The organism is Mycobacterium sp. NGS50 (assembly GCF_059812545.1).
This window is the reverse complement of the sequence record NZ_JCALCW010000001.1, coordinates 106,767-119,674: the sequence shown is the minus strand read 5'-3', so window position 1 is coordinate 119,674 and position 12,908 is coordinate 106,767. Positions and strand designations below refer to the sequence as shown.

The 12,908-nt window shown below is 69.1% G+C and carries 17 protein-coding genes and 1 riboswitch; of the genes, 9 read left to right on the top strand and 8 right to left on the bottom strand.

Translation table 11 applies throughout. The features are described from left to right. Positions 1-88: 88 nt before the first annotated feature. Genes AC5Y36_RS00640 through AC5Y36_RS00625 form a run of 4 tightly spaced genes read left to right on the top strand, consistent with a single transcriptional unit; the run spans position 89 to position 1,695 of the window. Positions 89-289 carry a hypothetical protein gene (locus AC5Y36_RS00640; protein WP_500038931.1) on the top strand — a complete coding sequence of 67 codons (201 nt, stop codon included), beginning with the start codon at positions 89-91 and terminating at the stop codon, positions 287-289. Between the two features lie 13 nt (positions 290-302). Further along, a complete protein-coding gene (gene moaC, locus AC5Y36_RS00635; RefSeq protein ID WP_500038930.1) occupies positions 303-785 on the top strand; it encodes a cyclic pyranopterin monophosphate synthase MoaC in 483 nt (160 codons plus the stop codon). Beyond that, positions 785-1,267, top strand: coding sequence for a MogA/MoaB family molybdenum cofactor biosynthesis protein (locus AC5Y36_RS00630; RefSeq protein ID WP_500038929.1), 483 nt, complete (start codon positions 785-787; stop codon positions 1,265-1,267). Before moaC ends, AC5Y36_RS00630 begins: the two co-directional genes overlap by 1 nt. Continuing rightward, on the top strand, positions 1,264-1,695 hold the full coding sequence (locus AC5Y36_RS00625; RefSeq protein WP_500038928.1) for a molybdenum cofactor biosynthesis protein MoaE: 432 nt from the start codon (positions 1,264-1,266) through the stop codon (positions 1,693-1,695). The genes AC5Y36_RS00630 and AC5Y36_RS00625 overlap by 4 nt, the downstream gene beginning before the upstream one ends. A 23-nt stretch (positions 1,696-1,718) precedes the next feature. Here the strand turns inward: AC5Y36_RS00625 and AC5Y36_RS00620 are convergent, their stop codons facing one another. From AC5Y36_RS00620 to AC5Y36_RS00605, 4 genes are all read right to left on the bottom strand, one after another. Beyond that, the gene (locus tag AC5Y36_RS00620; protein WP_500038927.1) at positions 1,719-2,585 is read right to left on the bottom strand and encodes a transglycosylase family protein; all 867 of its coding nucleotides are present in this window, start codon (positions 2,583-2,585) and stop codon (positions 1,719-1,721) included. Between the two features lie 9 nt (positions 2,586-2,594). Beyond that, positions 2,595-2,767: riboswitch (cyclic di-AMP (ydaO/yuaA leader) on the bottom strand. A gap of 250 nt (positions 2,768-3,017) precedes the next feature. After that, positions 3,018-3,278: a MoaD/ThiS family protein gene (locus tag AC5Y36_RS00615; protein WP_500038926.1), complete on the bottom strand. Its 261-nt coding sequence runs from the start codon at positions 3,276-3,278 to the stop codon at positions 3,018-3,020. A gap of 1 nt (position 3,279) precedes the next feature. Then, positions 3,280-4,362, bottom strand: a complete 1,083-nt coding sequence (gene moaA / locus AC5Y36_RS00610) for a GTP 3',8-cyclase MoaA (RefSeq protein WP_500038925.1) — start codon at positions 4,360-4,362, stop codon at positions 3,280-3,282. Next, a complete protein-coding gene (locus tag AC5Y36_RS00605; protein WP_500038924.1) occupies positions 4,359-4,754 on the bottom strand; it encodes a YccF domain-containing protein in 396 nt (131 codons plus the stop codon). The genes moaA and AC5Y36_RS00605 overlap by 4 nt, the downstream gene beginning before the upstream one ends. A gap of 153 nt (positions 4,755-4,907) precedes the next feature. On the opposite strand from AC5Y36_RS00605, the gene AC5Y36_RS00600 reads away from it, so the two are divergent. The 4 genes from AC5Y36_RS00600 to AC5Y36_RS00585 all read left to right on the top strand — a co-directional run bounded on the left by AC5Y36_RS00600 (position 4,908) and on the right by AC5Y36_RS00585 (position 8,973). Next, a complete protein-coding gene (locus AC5Y36_RS00600; protein ID WP_500038923.1) occupies positions 4,908-5,315 on the top strand; it encodes a cold-shock protein in 408 nt (135 codons plus the stop codon). Positions 5,316-5,516: 201 nt separating this feature from the next. Next, entirely contained in the window at positions 5,517-7,463 is a 1,947-nt protein-coding gene (locus AC5Y36_RS00595; protein WP_500038922.1) for an acyl-CoA dehydrogenase family protein, read from the top strand. A 61-nt stretch (positions 7,464-7,524) separates the two neighbouring features. Then, positions 7,525-8,541: a glutathione S-transferase family protein gene (locus AC5Y36_RS00590; RefSeq protein WP_500038921.1), complete on the top strand. Its 1,017-nt coding sequence runs from the start codon at positions 7,525-7,527 to the stop codon at positions 8,539-8,541. Between the two features lie 66 nt (positions 8,542-8,607). Beyond that, positions 8,608-8,973, top strand: a complete 366-nt coding sequence (locus tag AC5Y36_RS00585; RefSeq protein WP_500038920.1) for a hypothetical protein — start codon at positions 8,608-8,610, stop codon at positions 8,971-8,973. A gap of 113 nt (positions 8,974-9,086) precedes the next feature. On the opposite strand, the gene AC5Y36_RS00580 is transcribed toward AC5Y36_RS00585, so the two are convergent. Together AC5Y36_RS00580 and AC5Y36_RS00575 are read right to left on the bottom strand one after the other, a co-directional pair. Continuing rightward, positions 9,087-9,575 carry a DUF2771 domain-containing protein gene (locus tag AC5Y36_RS00580; protein WP_500038919.1) on the bottom strand — a complete coding sequence of 163 codons (489 nt, stop codon included), beginning with the start codon at positions 9,573-9,575 and terminating at the stop codon, positions 9,087-9,089. Continuing rightward, positions 9,572-11,167, bottom strand: coding sequence for an MFS transporter (locus AC5Y36_RS00575; RefSeq protein ID WP_500039117.1), 1,596 nt, complete (start codon positions 11,165-11,167; stop codon positions 9,572-9,574). Before AC5Y36_RS00575 ends, AC5Y36_RS00580 begins: the two co-directional genes overlap by 4 nt. Positions 11,168-11,361: 194 nt before the next feature. Between AC5Y36_RS00575 and AC5Y36_RS00570 the strand changes: the two genes are divergently transcribed. Then, positions 11,362-12,141 carry a DUF3027 domain-containing protein gene (locus AC5Y36_RS00570; protein ID WP_500038918.1) on the top strand — a complete coding sequence of 260 codons (780 nt, stop codon included), beginning with the start codon at positions 11,362-11,364 and terminating at the stop codon, positions 12,139-12,141. Here AC5Y36_RS00570 and AC5Y36_RS00565 read toward each other — a convergent pair. Both AC5Y36_RS00565 and AC5Y36_RS00560 read right to left on the bottom strand, forming a co-directional pair. Next, positions 12,138-12,590: an SRPBCC family protein gene (locus AC5Y36_RS00565; protein ID WP_500038917.1), complete on the bottom strand. Its 453-nt coding sequence runs from the start codon at positions 12,588-12,590 to the stop codon at positions 12,138-12,140. The two genes, AC5Y36_RS00570 and AC5Y36_RS00565, sit on opposite strands and share 4 nt — an antisense overlap. 11 nt (positions 12,591-12,601) lie before the next feature. After that, complete coding sequence (locus AC5Y36_RS00560; RefSeq protein WP_500038916.1) at positions 12,602-12,886, bottom strand: DUF2530 domain-containing protein; 285 nt, start codon at positions 12,884-12,886, stop codon at positions 12,602-12,604. Positions 12,887-12,908 lie beyond the last annotated feature (22 nt).

Sequence of the window (12,908 nt, the reverse complement as noted above, 5' to 3'; positions counted from 1 at the left end):
CGGGGAGACAGCCGGCCTGGGCCGCTGCCGGCGGTCGAGACGCACCAGTGCATAGCCATCGCAACCAGCCGGCCCAGGACCTGTCAGAATGGGGAGCGTGGCTGACAACAAGGCGCAGAAGAGCAGGTACGTCGACAACGGCTGGCCGGCGACGGGCCCGGACGACCATGCGGTGAGCGAACTGGCCACCGACCGAACCGGTGCGCTGTCCCCGTTCGGCGAGGTGGAGTTCCCGCAGCCGTCCGAGAACCTGCCGTACCTGCACCCGGTCACCGTCGTCAACCGTTAGCGGAGGAGCGGCCATGTCGGCGCCGTCTCCGGGCCCGCTGTCCCACATCGATGAGCGGGGAGCGGCGCACATGGTGGACGTCAGTGAGAAGCAGACCACCAAACGCACCGCGGTGGCGGCCGGCACGTTCCGCACCCGCCCGGACGTGGTGGCGCTGATCTCTGCCGGCGGGCTTCCGAAGGGCGATGCGCTGGCCACCGCGCGCCTGGCGGGCATCCTAGCGGCCAAACGCACCCCTGACCTGATCCCGCTGTGCCATCAGCTGGCGCTCACCGGCGTCGACGTCGACTTCAGCGTCGGCGAGTCGGACGTCGGGATCACCGCGACGGTGCGCAGCACCGATCGCACGGGGGTGGAGATGGAAGCGCTCACCGCGGTCAGCGTGGCCGGCCTGACCCTGTTCGACATGGTCAAGGCGGTGGATCCGGCGGCCCGCATCGACGACATCCGGGTACTGCGCAAAGAAGGCGGCAAGACGGGGAGTTGGGTGCGCTGATGGGCGAACGGTCGGCACGAATTGTCATTGCCTCCACCCGCGCCGCCGCCGGTGCCTACGACGACCGGTCGGGCCCGATCATCGCCGACTGGCTGGCCGAGCGCGGATTCCGCACGGTGCAGCCCGTGGTGGTCGCCGACGGCGCCCCGGTCGGGCAGGCGTTGCGCGACGCGGTCGCCGACGGCGTCGACGTCGTCATCACCTCCGGCGGCACCGGCATCACCCCGACCGACGACACCCCGGCCCAGACGGCGACGGTTCTGGACTACGAGATTCCCGGGCTGGCCGACGCGATCCGGCGCTCCGGTCTGCCCAAGGTGCCCACCTCGGTGCTCTCCCGCGGGCTGTGCGGGGTCGCCGGCCGCACCCTGGTCATCAACCTGCCCGGATCCACCGGTGGCGTGCGCGACGGGCTCGGGGTCCTGGCCGACGTGCTCGACCACGCCCTGGATCAACTCGCGGGCGGGGATCACCCGCGATGAGCCGCGCCGAGGTGCTGCGTGCGGCGCTGACCGAACAGCCGATCGTCCTGGCCGAACACGAAGACCTGGTCGGGCATCGCGCTGCGGGCGCAGTCGTCGGCTTCGTCGGTGTGGTCCGCGACCACGACCACGGCAATCAGGTGCTGCGGCTGGAGTACTCCGCGCACCCCTCAGCCGCGCAGGTGATGGCCGAGGTGCTCGACGAGATCGCCGCGTCGTGCGACGGCGTGCGGGCGATCGCGGCAAGTCACCGGGTCGGCACCCTGCAGATCGGTGACGCGGCGCTGGTGGCCGCCGTGGCCGCCGATCACCGGCAGGCTGCCTTCGCCACCTGCGCGCGATTGGTGGACACCATCAAGGCCCGGCTACCGGTGTGGAAGCACCAGTACTTCGGCGACGGCACCGACGAATGGGTCGGCTCCGCGTGACTGCCCGCCGCTGACGGGCGCGATCAGGCGAGCGCGAACGCGGCCAACGCGTCGTTGCCGGCCACGTTCTGCGACTGAATCTCCTGCCACAACCGCTGCGTGTAGCCGGCCGTGGACGCCGACGGGGCGTTCTGCTCGGACGGCTCGGTCGCCGCCTCGGCGGGGGCTTCCGACTCGGTGGTGAAGTCCGTCGCGACGATCTTCCCGTTGTCTCCGGGCGCGGCCTCGTCGGCCGGCGCGGAGGCCTCCTCCGGCGCGGGCGCCTGCTCGACCGAAGCCGGGGCCGCCTCGGCCGGGGCCGGTGCCTCTTCGACGGGAGCCGGCGCTTCCTCGGCGGGAGCCGGGGCCTGCTCGACGGGGGCCGGGGCCTCCTCGGCAGGGACCGGGGGCAGCTCTTCGGCGGGCGGAGGCAGTTCCTCCGGCGGTGCCGGCAGCTCCTCGGGCGGCATCGGGTTGCTCAGCGCGGCCGGCTCGTCGTTGGGCGCCGGGTTCTCGGCGGGAGCCTCGGCCGGGACCTCGCGGGGCGTCGACGCGCCCAGCCCGCGGCCGCACACCGGCCAGGCACCGCGGCCCTGGGTGGCCAGCACGTGCTCGGCGATGGCGATCTGCTGGTCCTTGCTGGCCATGTGCGCAGACGGGGCGTACTGGCCGCCGCCGTGGGCGCTCCAGGTGCTCGGCGAGAACTGCAGGCCACCCTGGTAGCCGTTTCCGGTGTTGATTCCCCAGTTGCCGCCGGACTCGCAGCGGGCGACCTGGTCCCATTCGCCGTCGGTGGCTGCCAGCGCGTGGCCTGCCAGGGCCAGGCTGCCGCCACCGAGCACAGCGCCGGTGAAGGCGATCTTGGCGACGTTCATGTTCGACTGGGTGGGCTTGCGGTGCCGTCCACTCATAGGTCGGTGATGTCCTCTCTGTCCACGCCCGCGAGGTCAGCTGTCGGGTTCGGGCTGGAGAGGCTGCCCGGCCGGTATCGCCGCGTGCGACGACATCGACTTCACCCCAAGGAGCCGCGTACGGCTCCGGGTCCACTCGGTGGACCCAATGGGTCCCCCGCCTCCATCCGCAATGTTTTCCGTTGGTGTCCCCGCCCGTCGGATGGAGCTCGGCGTTACGGGCGGGACAGGCTCGCCGGACAACGCAGTCCGGCTAGCTCGAAGAGGAACGGTAACCGGAAATTGCGGCCCCGTCATCTTTGGTCTCATTCGGCGTTGCGACGAGCAGCGCTGCAGAAACCGCCAGGAAACGACCCGGTTCGCGCTGGTCAGAATCTTGCTAACGCGGCCGTTGCCAAGTCGTGATCAATTCGTTATGTGACCAGAATCACGTCAGCCGCCGGCGAAGGGCGGCAGCACATCGATCGTGTCGCCGGTGCGAAGCGCGTTCTGCTGGTCGCGGACCGCGATCCCGTCGCACAGATAGGAGCATCGCTGCAGCACGGTGGCGAGTCGGGTGTCGCGGCCGGCGAGGTCCTGCACCAGGGTGGCCACCGTGGCGCCAGAGGGCAGGCTGAGCGACTCGGAGTCGAGGCCGGCGGCCGCCCGGGCGGCCGCGAAGTACCGCACGGTGATCTGCAGCTGGTCGGACACCTCAGCCTCCGATCGCGCTCATCGGGCGGTCCGGCTGGATGAAGCCCGGATCGTTGATGCCGTGCCCGGGCAGCTTGCGCCACATCGCCGCGCGCCAGGCGGCCTCGACGGCGTCGTCGTCGGCGCCGCCGCGCATCAGGACCCGCAGATCGGTCTCCTCCCGGGCGAACAGGCAGTTGCGGACCTGGCCGTCGGCGGTCAACCGGGTGCGGTCACAGGTGGCGCAGAACGGGTGCGACACCGACGCGATGACACCGAACTTTCCGGCCGGGGTGTCTGGGCCTTCATCGACCAGCCACAGCTGCGCGGGAGCCGAGCCGCGCGGCTTCGGGTCCGGACGCAGCTGAAAGTGCGGCTGCAGCGCCGCCAGGACGTCGTCGGCGCTCAGCGCGGCCCCGCGCTGCCACTGGTGGCCGGCATCCAGCGGCATCTGCTCGATGACCCGCAACTGGTAGCCGTGTTGCAGGCAGAACCGCAGCAGATCCACCACGTCGTCCCGCCCGGTGGTCGGATCCAGCACGGCGTTCACCTTGACCGGCCCCATGCCCGCCTTCTTGGCCGCCGCCAGGGCGTCAAGGACTTCGGGTAGCCGGTCCCGGCGGGTGATCGCCGCGAAATGGGCGCGGTCGATGGTGTCCAGCGAGACGTTGATCCGATCCAGGCCGGCCGCCACCAGCGCGGCCGCCCGGTGCACCAAGCCCAGGCCGTTGGTGGTCAACGCGATCTCCGGACGAGGCTGCAACGCGGCGGTGGCGGCCACCACGTCCTCGAGGTGGCGGGCCAGCAGCGGCTCACCACCGGTGAACCGCACGCTGGTGATGCCCAGGCGGGTGACCCCGATGCGGATCAGCCGGTTCAGCTCGTCGGGCTGCAGCAGATGGTCGCTGGGCAGCCAATCCAGGCCTTCGGCCGGCATGCAGTAGGTGCATCGCAGGTTGCACCGGTCGGTCAGCGAGACCCGCAGGTCGGTCGCCACCCGCCCGAATGTGTCGAGCAGCGGACCCGACCCGGGTGCCTCGCTCGGGGTGGGGGCGCCGCGGTCGCGCTTTGGCATCCCCGGAAAGCCCAGGGTGGTCTGTGTCATGCCGACACCCGTTCCACCTGGTCGACCGGCACGATCTGCTTGCCGAGCGGCATCAGCGACACCGGGATCAGTTTGAGGTTGGCCAAGGCCAACGGGATGCCCACGATGGTGACCGCCATGGCCAGCGCGGTCACCAGGTGGCTGATGGTCAGGCCGATACCGAACAACAGAATCCAGATGATGTTGCCGACCAGCGCTCCGGGCCGGGTGCCGGGCTTGTCGACGACGGTGCGGCCGAACGGCCACAGCGCGTAGGACGCGATTCGCAGCGCCGCGAAGCCGAACGGGATGGTGATGATCAGCACGAAACTCAAGAGTGCGGCCAGCAGGTATCCCAACGACAGCCACAGCCCGCCGAAGACCAGCCAGATCACGTTCAGAACTAGGCGCATTTCTCCTCCACCAGTGCGACCAGCCTACCGAGTAACCAGGATGCTCGGACGGCCGCCAGCCGAGTAGGATCAGCAGTCATTGCGTCCTGCGCAGGCGGGGCGCTTCATTATGTTGCCCACAGATGTGGCCCGTGAGACAAGCAGGTGAGACCAGTGCCGACCGGCAAGGTGAAGTGGTACGACGCCGAGAAGGGATTCGGCTTCCTATCGCAAGAGGACGGCGAGGACGTCTACGTCCGGTCATCTGCACTCCCTGCAGGCGTCGAAGGCCTCAAGGCGGGCCAGCGCGTCGAGTTCGGCATGGCCGCCGGTCGGCGCGGACCGCAGGCGTTGAGCGTCAAACTGATCGACCCGCCGCCCAGCATCACCCGACCGCGCCGCGAGGCGCCGGCCGAGCACAAGCACAGCCCCGATGAACTGCACGGCATGGTCGAGGACATGATCACCCTGCTGGAAGGGGCGGTGCAGCCGGAGCTGCGCAAGGGGCGCTACCCGGACCGCAAGACCGCCCGGCGGGTGTCCGAGGTGGTCAAGGCGGTCGCGCGGGAACTCGACGCCTAGTTGTCCCGGCTGGCTGCTGAGATCGACGTCCAAATTGACTCACAGCCCCGAAAATCGGCGGTTTGCGAAATTTGCACGTCGATCTCAGCGGACATCGCGGTGCCCCGCGCCGTCCTTCGGCCGCCGATGGTTTGATTTGGGCCCCACCGGTCAATTCGGGAAGGAGCGATCCTCAACGATGGCCGGTTAGGGAGGTGTCCGATGACACAGCAGGCGCAGGTCAGCGAGGAGCAAGCACGAGCCGTCGCCGAGGAATCACGCGAAAGCGGTTGGGACAAGCCGTCCTTCGCCAAGGGGCTGTTCCTCGGGCGGTTTCCGTTGCCGCTCATTCACCCGTTCCCGCGGCCGTCGGATGCCGACACCGCCCGCACCGAGGAGTTCCTCGGCCGGTTGCGGGAATTTCTCGACACCGTCGACGGGGCGGTCATCGAACGTAACGCCCAGATCCCCGACGAATACGTCAAAGGCCTCGCCGACCTCGGTTGCTTCGGGCTGAAGATCCCGGCCGAGTACGACGGCCTGAACATGTCGCAGGTCGCCTACAACCGGGCACTGGTGATGGTGTCCAGCGTGCACCCCAGCCTGGGGGCGTTGCTGAGCGCGCATCAGTCGATCGGCGTGCCCGAACCGCTCAAGCTGGCCGGCACCGACGAACAGAAGAAGAGGTTCCTGCCGCGCTGCGCCACCGGGGCCATCTCGGCGTTCCTGCTGACCGAACCCGATGTGGGTTCCGATCCGGCGCGGCTGGCGTCGACCGCCACTCCGGTGGAGGACGGTGCGGCCTACGAGTTGGACGGGGTGAAGTTGTGGACCACCAACGGTGTGGTCGCCGAACTACTGGTGGTGATGGCCCGGGTGCCCAGCGGCGAGGGGCACAAGGGAGGCATCAGCGCCTTCGTGGTGGAAGCCGATTCGCCGGGGATCACCGTGGAACGCCGCAACAAGTTCATGGGTCTGCGGGGCATCGAGAACGGCGTGACCCGGCTGCACCGGGTCCGGGTGCCGGCCGAGAACCTCGTCGGACGCGAAGGCGACGGCCTCAAGATCGCCTTGACGACACTGAACGCCGGGCGGCTGGCCATTCCCGCGATGGCCACCGGGTCGGCGAAGTGGTCGCTGAAGATCGCCCGGGAGTGGTCCCGGGAACGGGTGCAGTGGGGCAAACCGGTCGGCGCGCATGAGGCCGTCGCCAAGAAGATCGCGTTCATCGCCGCAACCAGCTATGCGCTGGAAGCGGTCCTGGAGCTTTCGGCGCAGATGGCCGATGAAGGCCGCAACGATATCCGAATCGAGGCGGCGCTGGCCAAGCTGTGGTCCAGCGAGATGGCCTGCGTCATCGCCGACGAGTTGTTGCAGATCCGCGGCGGCCGCGGATACGAAACCGCCGAGTCGCTCGCCGCGCGCGGAGAGCGGGCGGTACCGGTCGAGCAACTGGTGCGGGACCTGCGGATCAACCGCATCTTCGAAGGGTCCAGCGAGATCATGCAGCTGCTCATCGCGCGTGAGGCCGTCGACGCCCACCTGACCGCCGCGGGTGAGCTCGCCAATCCCAAAGCCGACCTCCGCCAAAAGGCCAAAGCAGCAGTCGGCGCCAGCAGCTTCTACGCAAAGTGGTTGCCACAACTGGTGTTCGGCGACGGCCAACGGCCCACCGCATACCGCGAGTTCGGCACATTGGCGGCGCATCTGCGGTTTGTCGAGCGAAGCTCCCGCAAGCTGGCCCGCAACACGTTCTACGGCATGGCCCGCTGGCAGGCCGGCATGGAGCGCAAGCAGGGATTCCTGGGCCGGGTGGTGGATATCGGCGCGGAGCTGTTCGCCGTGTCCGCGACATGCGTGCGGGCCGAAGCGCAACGGGTGGCCGACCCGGCCGAGGGGGAGCAGGCATATCAGCTGGCCGACGCCTTCTGCCGGCAGGCGAGTCTGCGCATCGAGTCGCTGTTCGCCGCACTGTGGACCAACACCGACAGCAGCGATATCCAACTGGCTCGCAACGTCCTTCAGGACGACTACACCTGGCTGGAGAGCGGCATCCTCGATCAGTCCGAGGGCACCGGGCCGTGGATTGCGCATTGGGAGCCGGGCGCCTCGACCGAACCCAATCTGGCGCGGCGAATCCTCGGCGACTCCGCGGCCTCGCGGCTGTGAGCCGCTGCGCGCCGCGCCGGAATGACTCACAGCGCACAGCTTCGACTGGCACCCTGGTGACATGGCCTCCTATGTCGCCGGCGCTGGCGAATTCCAGCGTGACACCAACTACATCACCACCCGGATCACCGCCGACGGACGCGACGGGTATCCCGTCGAGGCGGGCCGATACCGACTGGTGGTCGCCCGGGCCTGCCCGTGGGCCAACCGCACCATCATCGTGCGGCGGCTACTCGGACTGGAGCAGGCGATCTCCATCGGGTTCTGCGGGCCCACCCACGATCAGCGCAGCTGGACCTTCGACCTGGACCCCGGCGGCGTCGACCCGGTCCTGAAGATCCCCCGCCTGCAGGACGCGTACTTCAAACGGTTCCCGGACTACCCCAAGGGCATCACCGTTCCGGCGGTCGTCGACGTGCCGACCGGCGAGGTGGTCACCAACGATTTCGCGCAGATCACCCTGGACTTCTCCACGCAGTGGACGGCTCACCACCGCGACGGTGCGCCGGTGCTGTACCCCGAACCGCTGCGGGCCGAGATCGACGAGGTCGCGCGGCGGATCTACACCGAGATCAACAACGGGGTCTACCGGTGCGGCTTCGCCGGCTCACAGGAGGCCTACGAGGCCGCCTACGACCGGTTGTTCACCGCGCTGGATTGGGTCAGCGACCGGCTGGCCGACCAGCGATACCTGGTGGGGGACACCATCACCGAAGCCGACGTCCGACTGTTCACCACACTGGCCCGGTTCGACCCGGTCTATCACGGGCATTTCAAGTGCAACCGGCAAAAATTGTCCGAGATGCCGGTGCTGTGGGCCTACGCACGTGACCTGTTCCAGACACCCGGGTTCGGCGACACCACCGACTTCGTGCAGATCAAACAGCACTACTACATCGTGCACGCCGACATCAACCCGACCCGGATCGTCCCCAAGGGGCCCGAGCTGGCCGACTGGCTCAGCCCGCACGGCCGTGAAGCGCTGGGCGGCAGGCCATTCGGCGATGGCTCCCCGCCGGGGCCGACGCCCGACGGGGAGCGGGTGCCGGCCGGTCACGGTGCCACCCCTAGTAGCTGACGGCGCACCGATTACCAGGGAAATCCCTGTACCGCACCCATCGTTGGGGCCGATAGCGTCCCTCCGATGAACACGATGATCAGGACGAGTGCGGTTGTCGCTGCGGCGCTGGCCGGTGTTGCGTTCGCGGCGGCGGCCCCGGCGTCCGCCGACACGCCGAGCGGGTCGTACACCAGGACCAACACCGGTCTTGCCGGCGGCGGCTTCGAGATAGTGCTGACACCCTGCGGCTCAGGGTGCATCCACTGGGAAAGACCCGGATATCCCGAGAGCGCATGTGATTTGCATCTGCAGGGCAACCGGTGGGCCGGTGTCAAAGGTACCGGCGATCCGCTGTCTTTCGACAACGATTCGCTGATGGGGACCGACACCATGACACTGCCGGATGGCAGAGCGATGGTTCTGGAGTTCCAGTTGTCCAAGAACGGCTGAGGCATCGCGGGCGGGTCGCACGAGGTCGACGTCGCCGCGCAAAACGTCGAGAACAGTCCACGCTGGCGTCGATCTCGGCGCGCGGCGAACGACGTCAAGAGCGTTGCGCAGGCTCAGTCCCACACCATGCGTACCGACCATTCGGCGTGCGGGGTGCCCCACAGTTGGCCGTCGGGGCCGACGACCACGGTCAGCAACTGCACCGCCACGCCGGTCAGTCGTCCACGGTGCGGGTCGATGCTGGGAATGGTGACCGCCAGCCGGGTGTTCGGCCGGAAGACGGTCGTGGTGGAGTTGGTCGGGTCGTCGTAGACCTGCAGCAGCCGCCAGGGTGCCGCACTGATCGATGTCGGCACCGACAGTTGCACCGCGTCGCGGCCGGTGACCCTCAGCTCGCCCTGGGTGTGCGGCGTCTGACAATCGTTGAGGTCCAACACGTTGCAGTACTCGTACGGCCCGACCCTGGCCAGCTGCCCGTGGGTGTACACGCTGATCCGGGGCAATTCGGGACCGTCGCTGCGGGCCAGCCGCCAGGCGCCCACGCCGGCGGCGCCGGCCAGCACGACAACGGCCGCGACCAGCGCGGCGACGCGAACTCTCACCGCCGGCCCCACTCCGGCGCGTGTACGACGGCGTCGATCTCCCCGCCCTGCTGTTCGACCATGACGGGGCGGTTTCCGCCGAACCACGGGATCAGTGAGTTCCCGCGGAAACTGAGCACGGTCTGCGCCAGGCCCGGGATCAGCACGGCGGTGATCGCGGTGAAGCCGACCCACAGATCGGTGTACACCAGCACCCCGATCGCACCGCCGAGCACCCACGCCAGCTGCAGCGTCGACTCGGACCGCCCGAACGCCGACGCCCGCGACTCCTCGGGCAGATCATCCTGCAGCGACGCGTCCAGCGACGCCTTCGCGATCGCGCTGGCCCCGGAGGTGACCAACGCCGCCACCGCGACCATCAACAGCGTCCCGGCCACCGCGGCCGCCAGGGCAACCGCGGTCACCGCCGTCGCGCAGCGCACCACCAACACCGCCGGCCTACCCAACTTCAGTCGCGCGCTGGCGAAATTGCCGATGAAATTACCGATTCCGGCGGCTGCCCCGATCAGGCCGAGCATGGCCAGCTGCCGCCAGCCGGTCGCATCGTGCTGCTTGGCGACGAACGCCGGATACAGGAACATGAAGCCGACCATCGCCTTGATCGTGCAGTTGCCCCACAGCGAGGTGATGATGTTGCGGCCCAGCGGTTGCCGCAGCGCACCGCTCGCCGTTTTGATGTGCTCGGACCAATGGCGCTGCGGGCTGGGCCCGGCGTGATAGCTCAGGGTGGCCGGCACCTCACCGGCGGTGACCTCCACCCAGCGCGGGATGCGCATCGACAGCGACGCTCCGGCCAGCGTCACCGCGACGATCACGAACACCGCCCCGGGCAACGCGAACAGGCGGGTGAACAGGAACTCGACACCGGCAGCGATCCCGCCGCCGACGATGGTGCCGCCCAACAGACCGAACATCGTCAGCCGCGAATTGACCCGCACCAGATCGATGGTCGGGGGCATCACCCGCGGGGTCACCGCGCTGCGCAGCACCGAAAACGACTTCGACAGCACCATCATCCCGAGCGCACAGGGATACAGCACCCAGGACGGATAACTGCCGGTGGCGCCGTCGTAGTTCATCACCAGCAGCACCGCCAACGCGGTGCGCAGTGCGAACGACATCGCCAAGGCCACCCGCCGGCCGTGCTGCAATCGGTCCAACGCGGGCCCGATCAGCGGGGCGACCACCGCGAATGGGGCGATGGTGATCAGCAGGTACAGCGCCACCTTGTCCTTGCTCTCACCGGCCGCCGCCGCGAAGAACAGGGTGTTGGCCAGCGCCACCGCCATGGCGGCGTCGACCGCGAAGTTCGCCACCACCGGCCAGGTCAGCGCGGTCAGGCCGGACTTGTCGGCACCGTCGGCGGTAGCAGCGCGCTGCACCAGCCCGTACATCCGCGAACCCATTTCGCGGCTGCGCTGAGCGGCGGCGCGGGTGACGGTGATCCGTTCGCCGGCCGGACGCGGCGGCTCGCCGTATCGCGGTGGCTCCGGTTGTTCATGCAGCGGCGGAAGGTAGGGGTTGGCACTGGCGTTCGGCGGCCGCCGGCCCGGCTGACCAGGCCGGGGCCGTTCGCTGGGGTAATTGGCCATCCCGGGATGCTCGCCGGCCGAGCGGTTGCGCGGTGGCCTGCCACCGTCGGGGGGTGCCTGCCGCCGAACCGGCCCCGGGTTGGGGTGATTGCGGCGTGGTGGGGTCACGCATCGATTCTCCCCTATGGCGGTGGATGGGCGCCGCAAGGAAGGGGTTGTGGCTGCGCGCCGAGTGCTACGGCACTATTAGAGACGTGACCGGACCCACCCCAGACGTCGAGACGACGATCGCGGCCGACGAGCAACCCACCCCGGCCGTGCTCACCGATGCCGTAGAGACGGCGCGGGCTGCCGTCGCGGAGCACAGCGGCGCCGAGACGGTGGGTGACTACCTGGGCGCGCAGGCTGAGGATGCCAGTGCGGTCACCCACCGGTTCCTGGCCCACCTGCCCGGCTATCAGGGCTGGCAGTGGGCGGTGGTGGTGGCGGCATATCCCGGTGCCGATCACGTCACCATCAGCGAGGTGGTGCTGATTCCGGGCCCGACCGCGTTGCTGGCACCCGAGTGGGTGCCGTGGGATCAGCGAGTCCGTCCCGGCGACCTGGGCCCCGGCGATCTGCTGGCCACACCGGCCGACGACCCGCGTCTGGTGCCGGGCTACACCTCCAGCGGTGACCCTCAGGTTGACGAGGTCGCCGGAGAGATCGGGCTCGGGCGACGCCGGGTGATGAGCCGCTGGGGTCGCGGGGATGCGGCGCAACGTTGGCACGACGGCGACTACGGCCCCGACTCCGCGATGGCGCGCTCCACCAAACGGGCGTGCCGGGACTGCGGCTTCTTCCTGCCGCTGGCCGGATCGCTGGGCCGGATGTTCGGGGTGTGCGGCAATGAGATGTCCGCGGACGGTCACGTGGTCGACTGCGGGTACGGCTGCGGCGCGCACAGCGACACCCCGGTCCCGGCGGGCAGCGGATCGCCCCGCTACGAGCCCTACGACGACGGGGTGCTCGACGTCAACGCACCCGCCGACTAGCTTTCGGCGGCCGCTTTGATCCGGGCCAGCGACGCGTTCATGCCGTCGACCAGTTCGTTCTCGAAGCTGGGCACCCCGCCCATGAACGTTTTCACCAGCAGGTTCGACACGGCCTTGACGCCGTTCTCGGCGTGCCGGCTCTCGATCAGCCGGGTGCCGGTCGCGGTCGGCTCCAGTTCGTAGCTCCAGACGCTGCCGTTGGTGTTCACCCGGAACATCAGCTTCTGCTCGGGAACCACCTCGAGGATCGTGGAGGTGGTGGGCCAGAACGAGTAGCCGCGGCGGTTGATATTGAGCGTGCGGGTGCCCGCGCGCAGCGGCCCGAACGATTTCATCCAGCGGCACTGCGGACTCCACTGCGGCATCCGGCGCAGGTCGGAAACCAGGTCCCAGACCTTCGCGGTCGGTGCGTTGATGTCGATCTGCGCCTGCAGTAATGGTGCTGCCATTGCCCCACTCCTCACTGATTGTGTGGCCGGTTTCGGCCAACCTGGGTTTCGAGTCCGGTTTGGGCGCCGCGCGCGCCGCGACGGGCGGCGTCACGTTGCCACAGGAAAATCGACGTACCGAGCACCCCGACGCCCAGCCCGGCCAAGCTCACCGGGCGCCAGCTCTGTAGGGCGGGAACCAAAAACGCCGCCGCCGCGGCCACCACCCAGCCTGACGCGATGACCGTGATCACCGGCCATACCTGCAGCAGCGCGGCCGGCAACGGCGGCGGCTGGGGCGGAGGGTCGGCGGACATCGTGTCTAACCTAGCCGAGCCC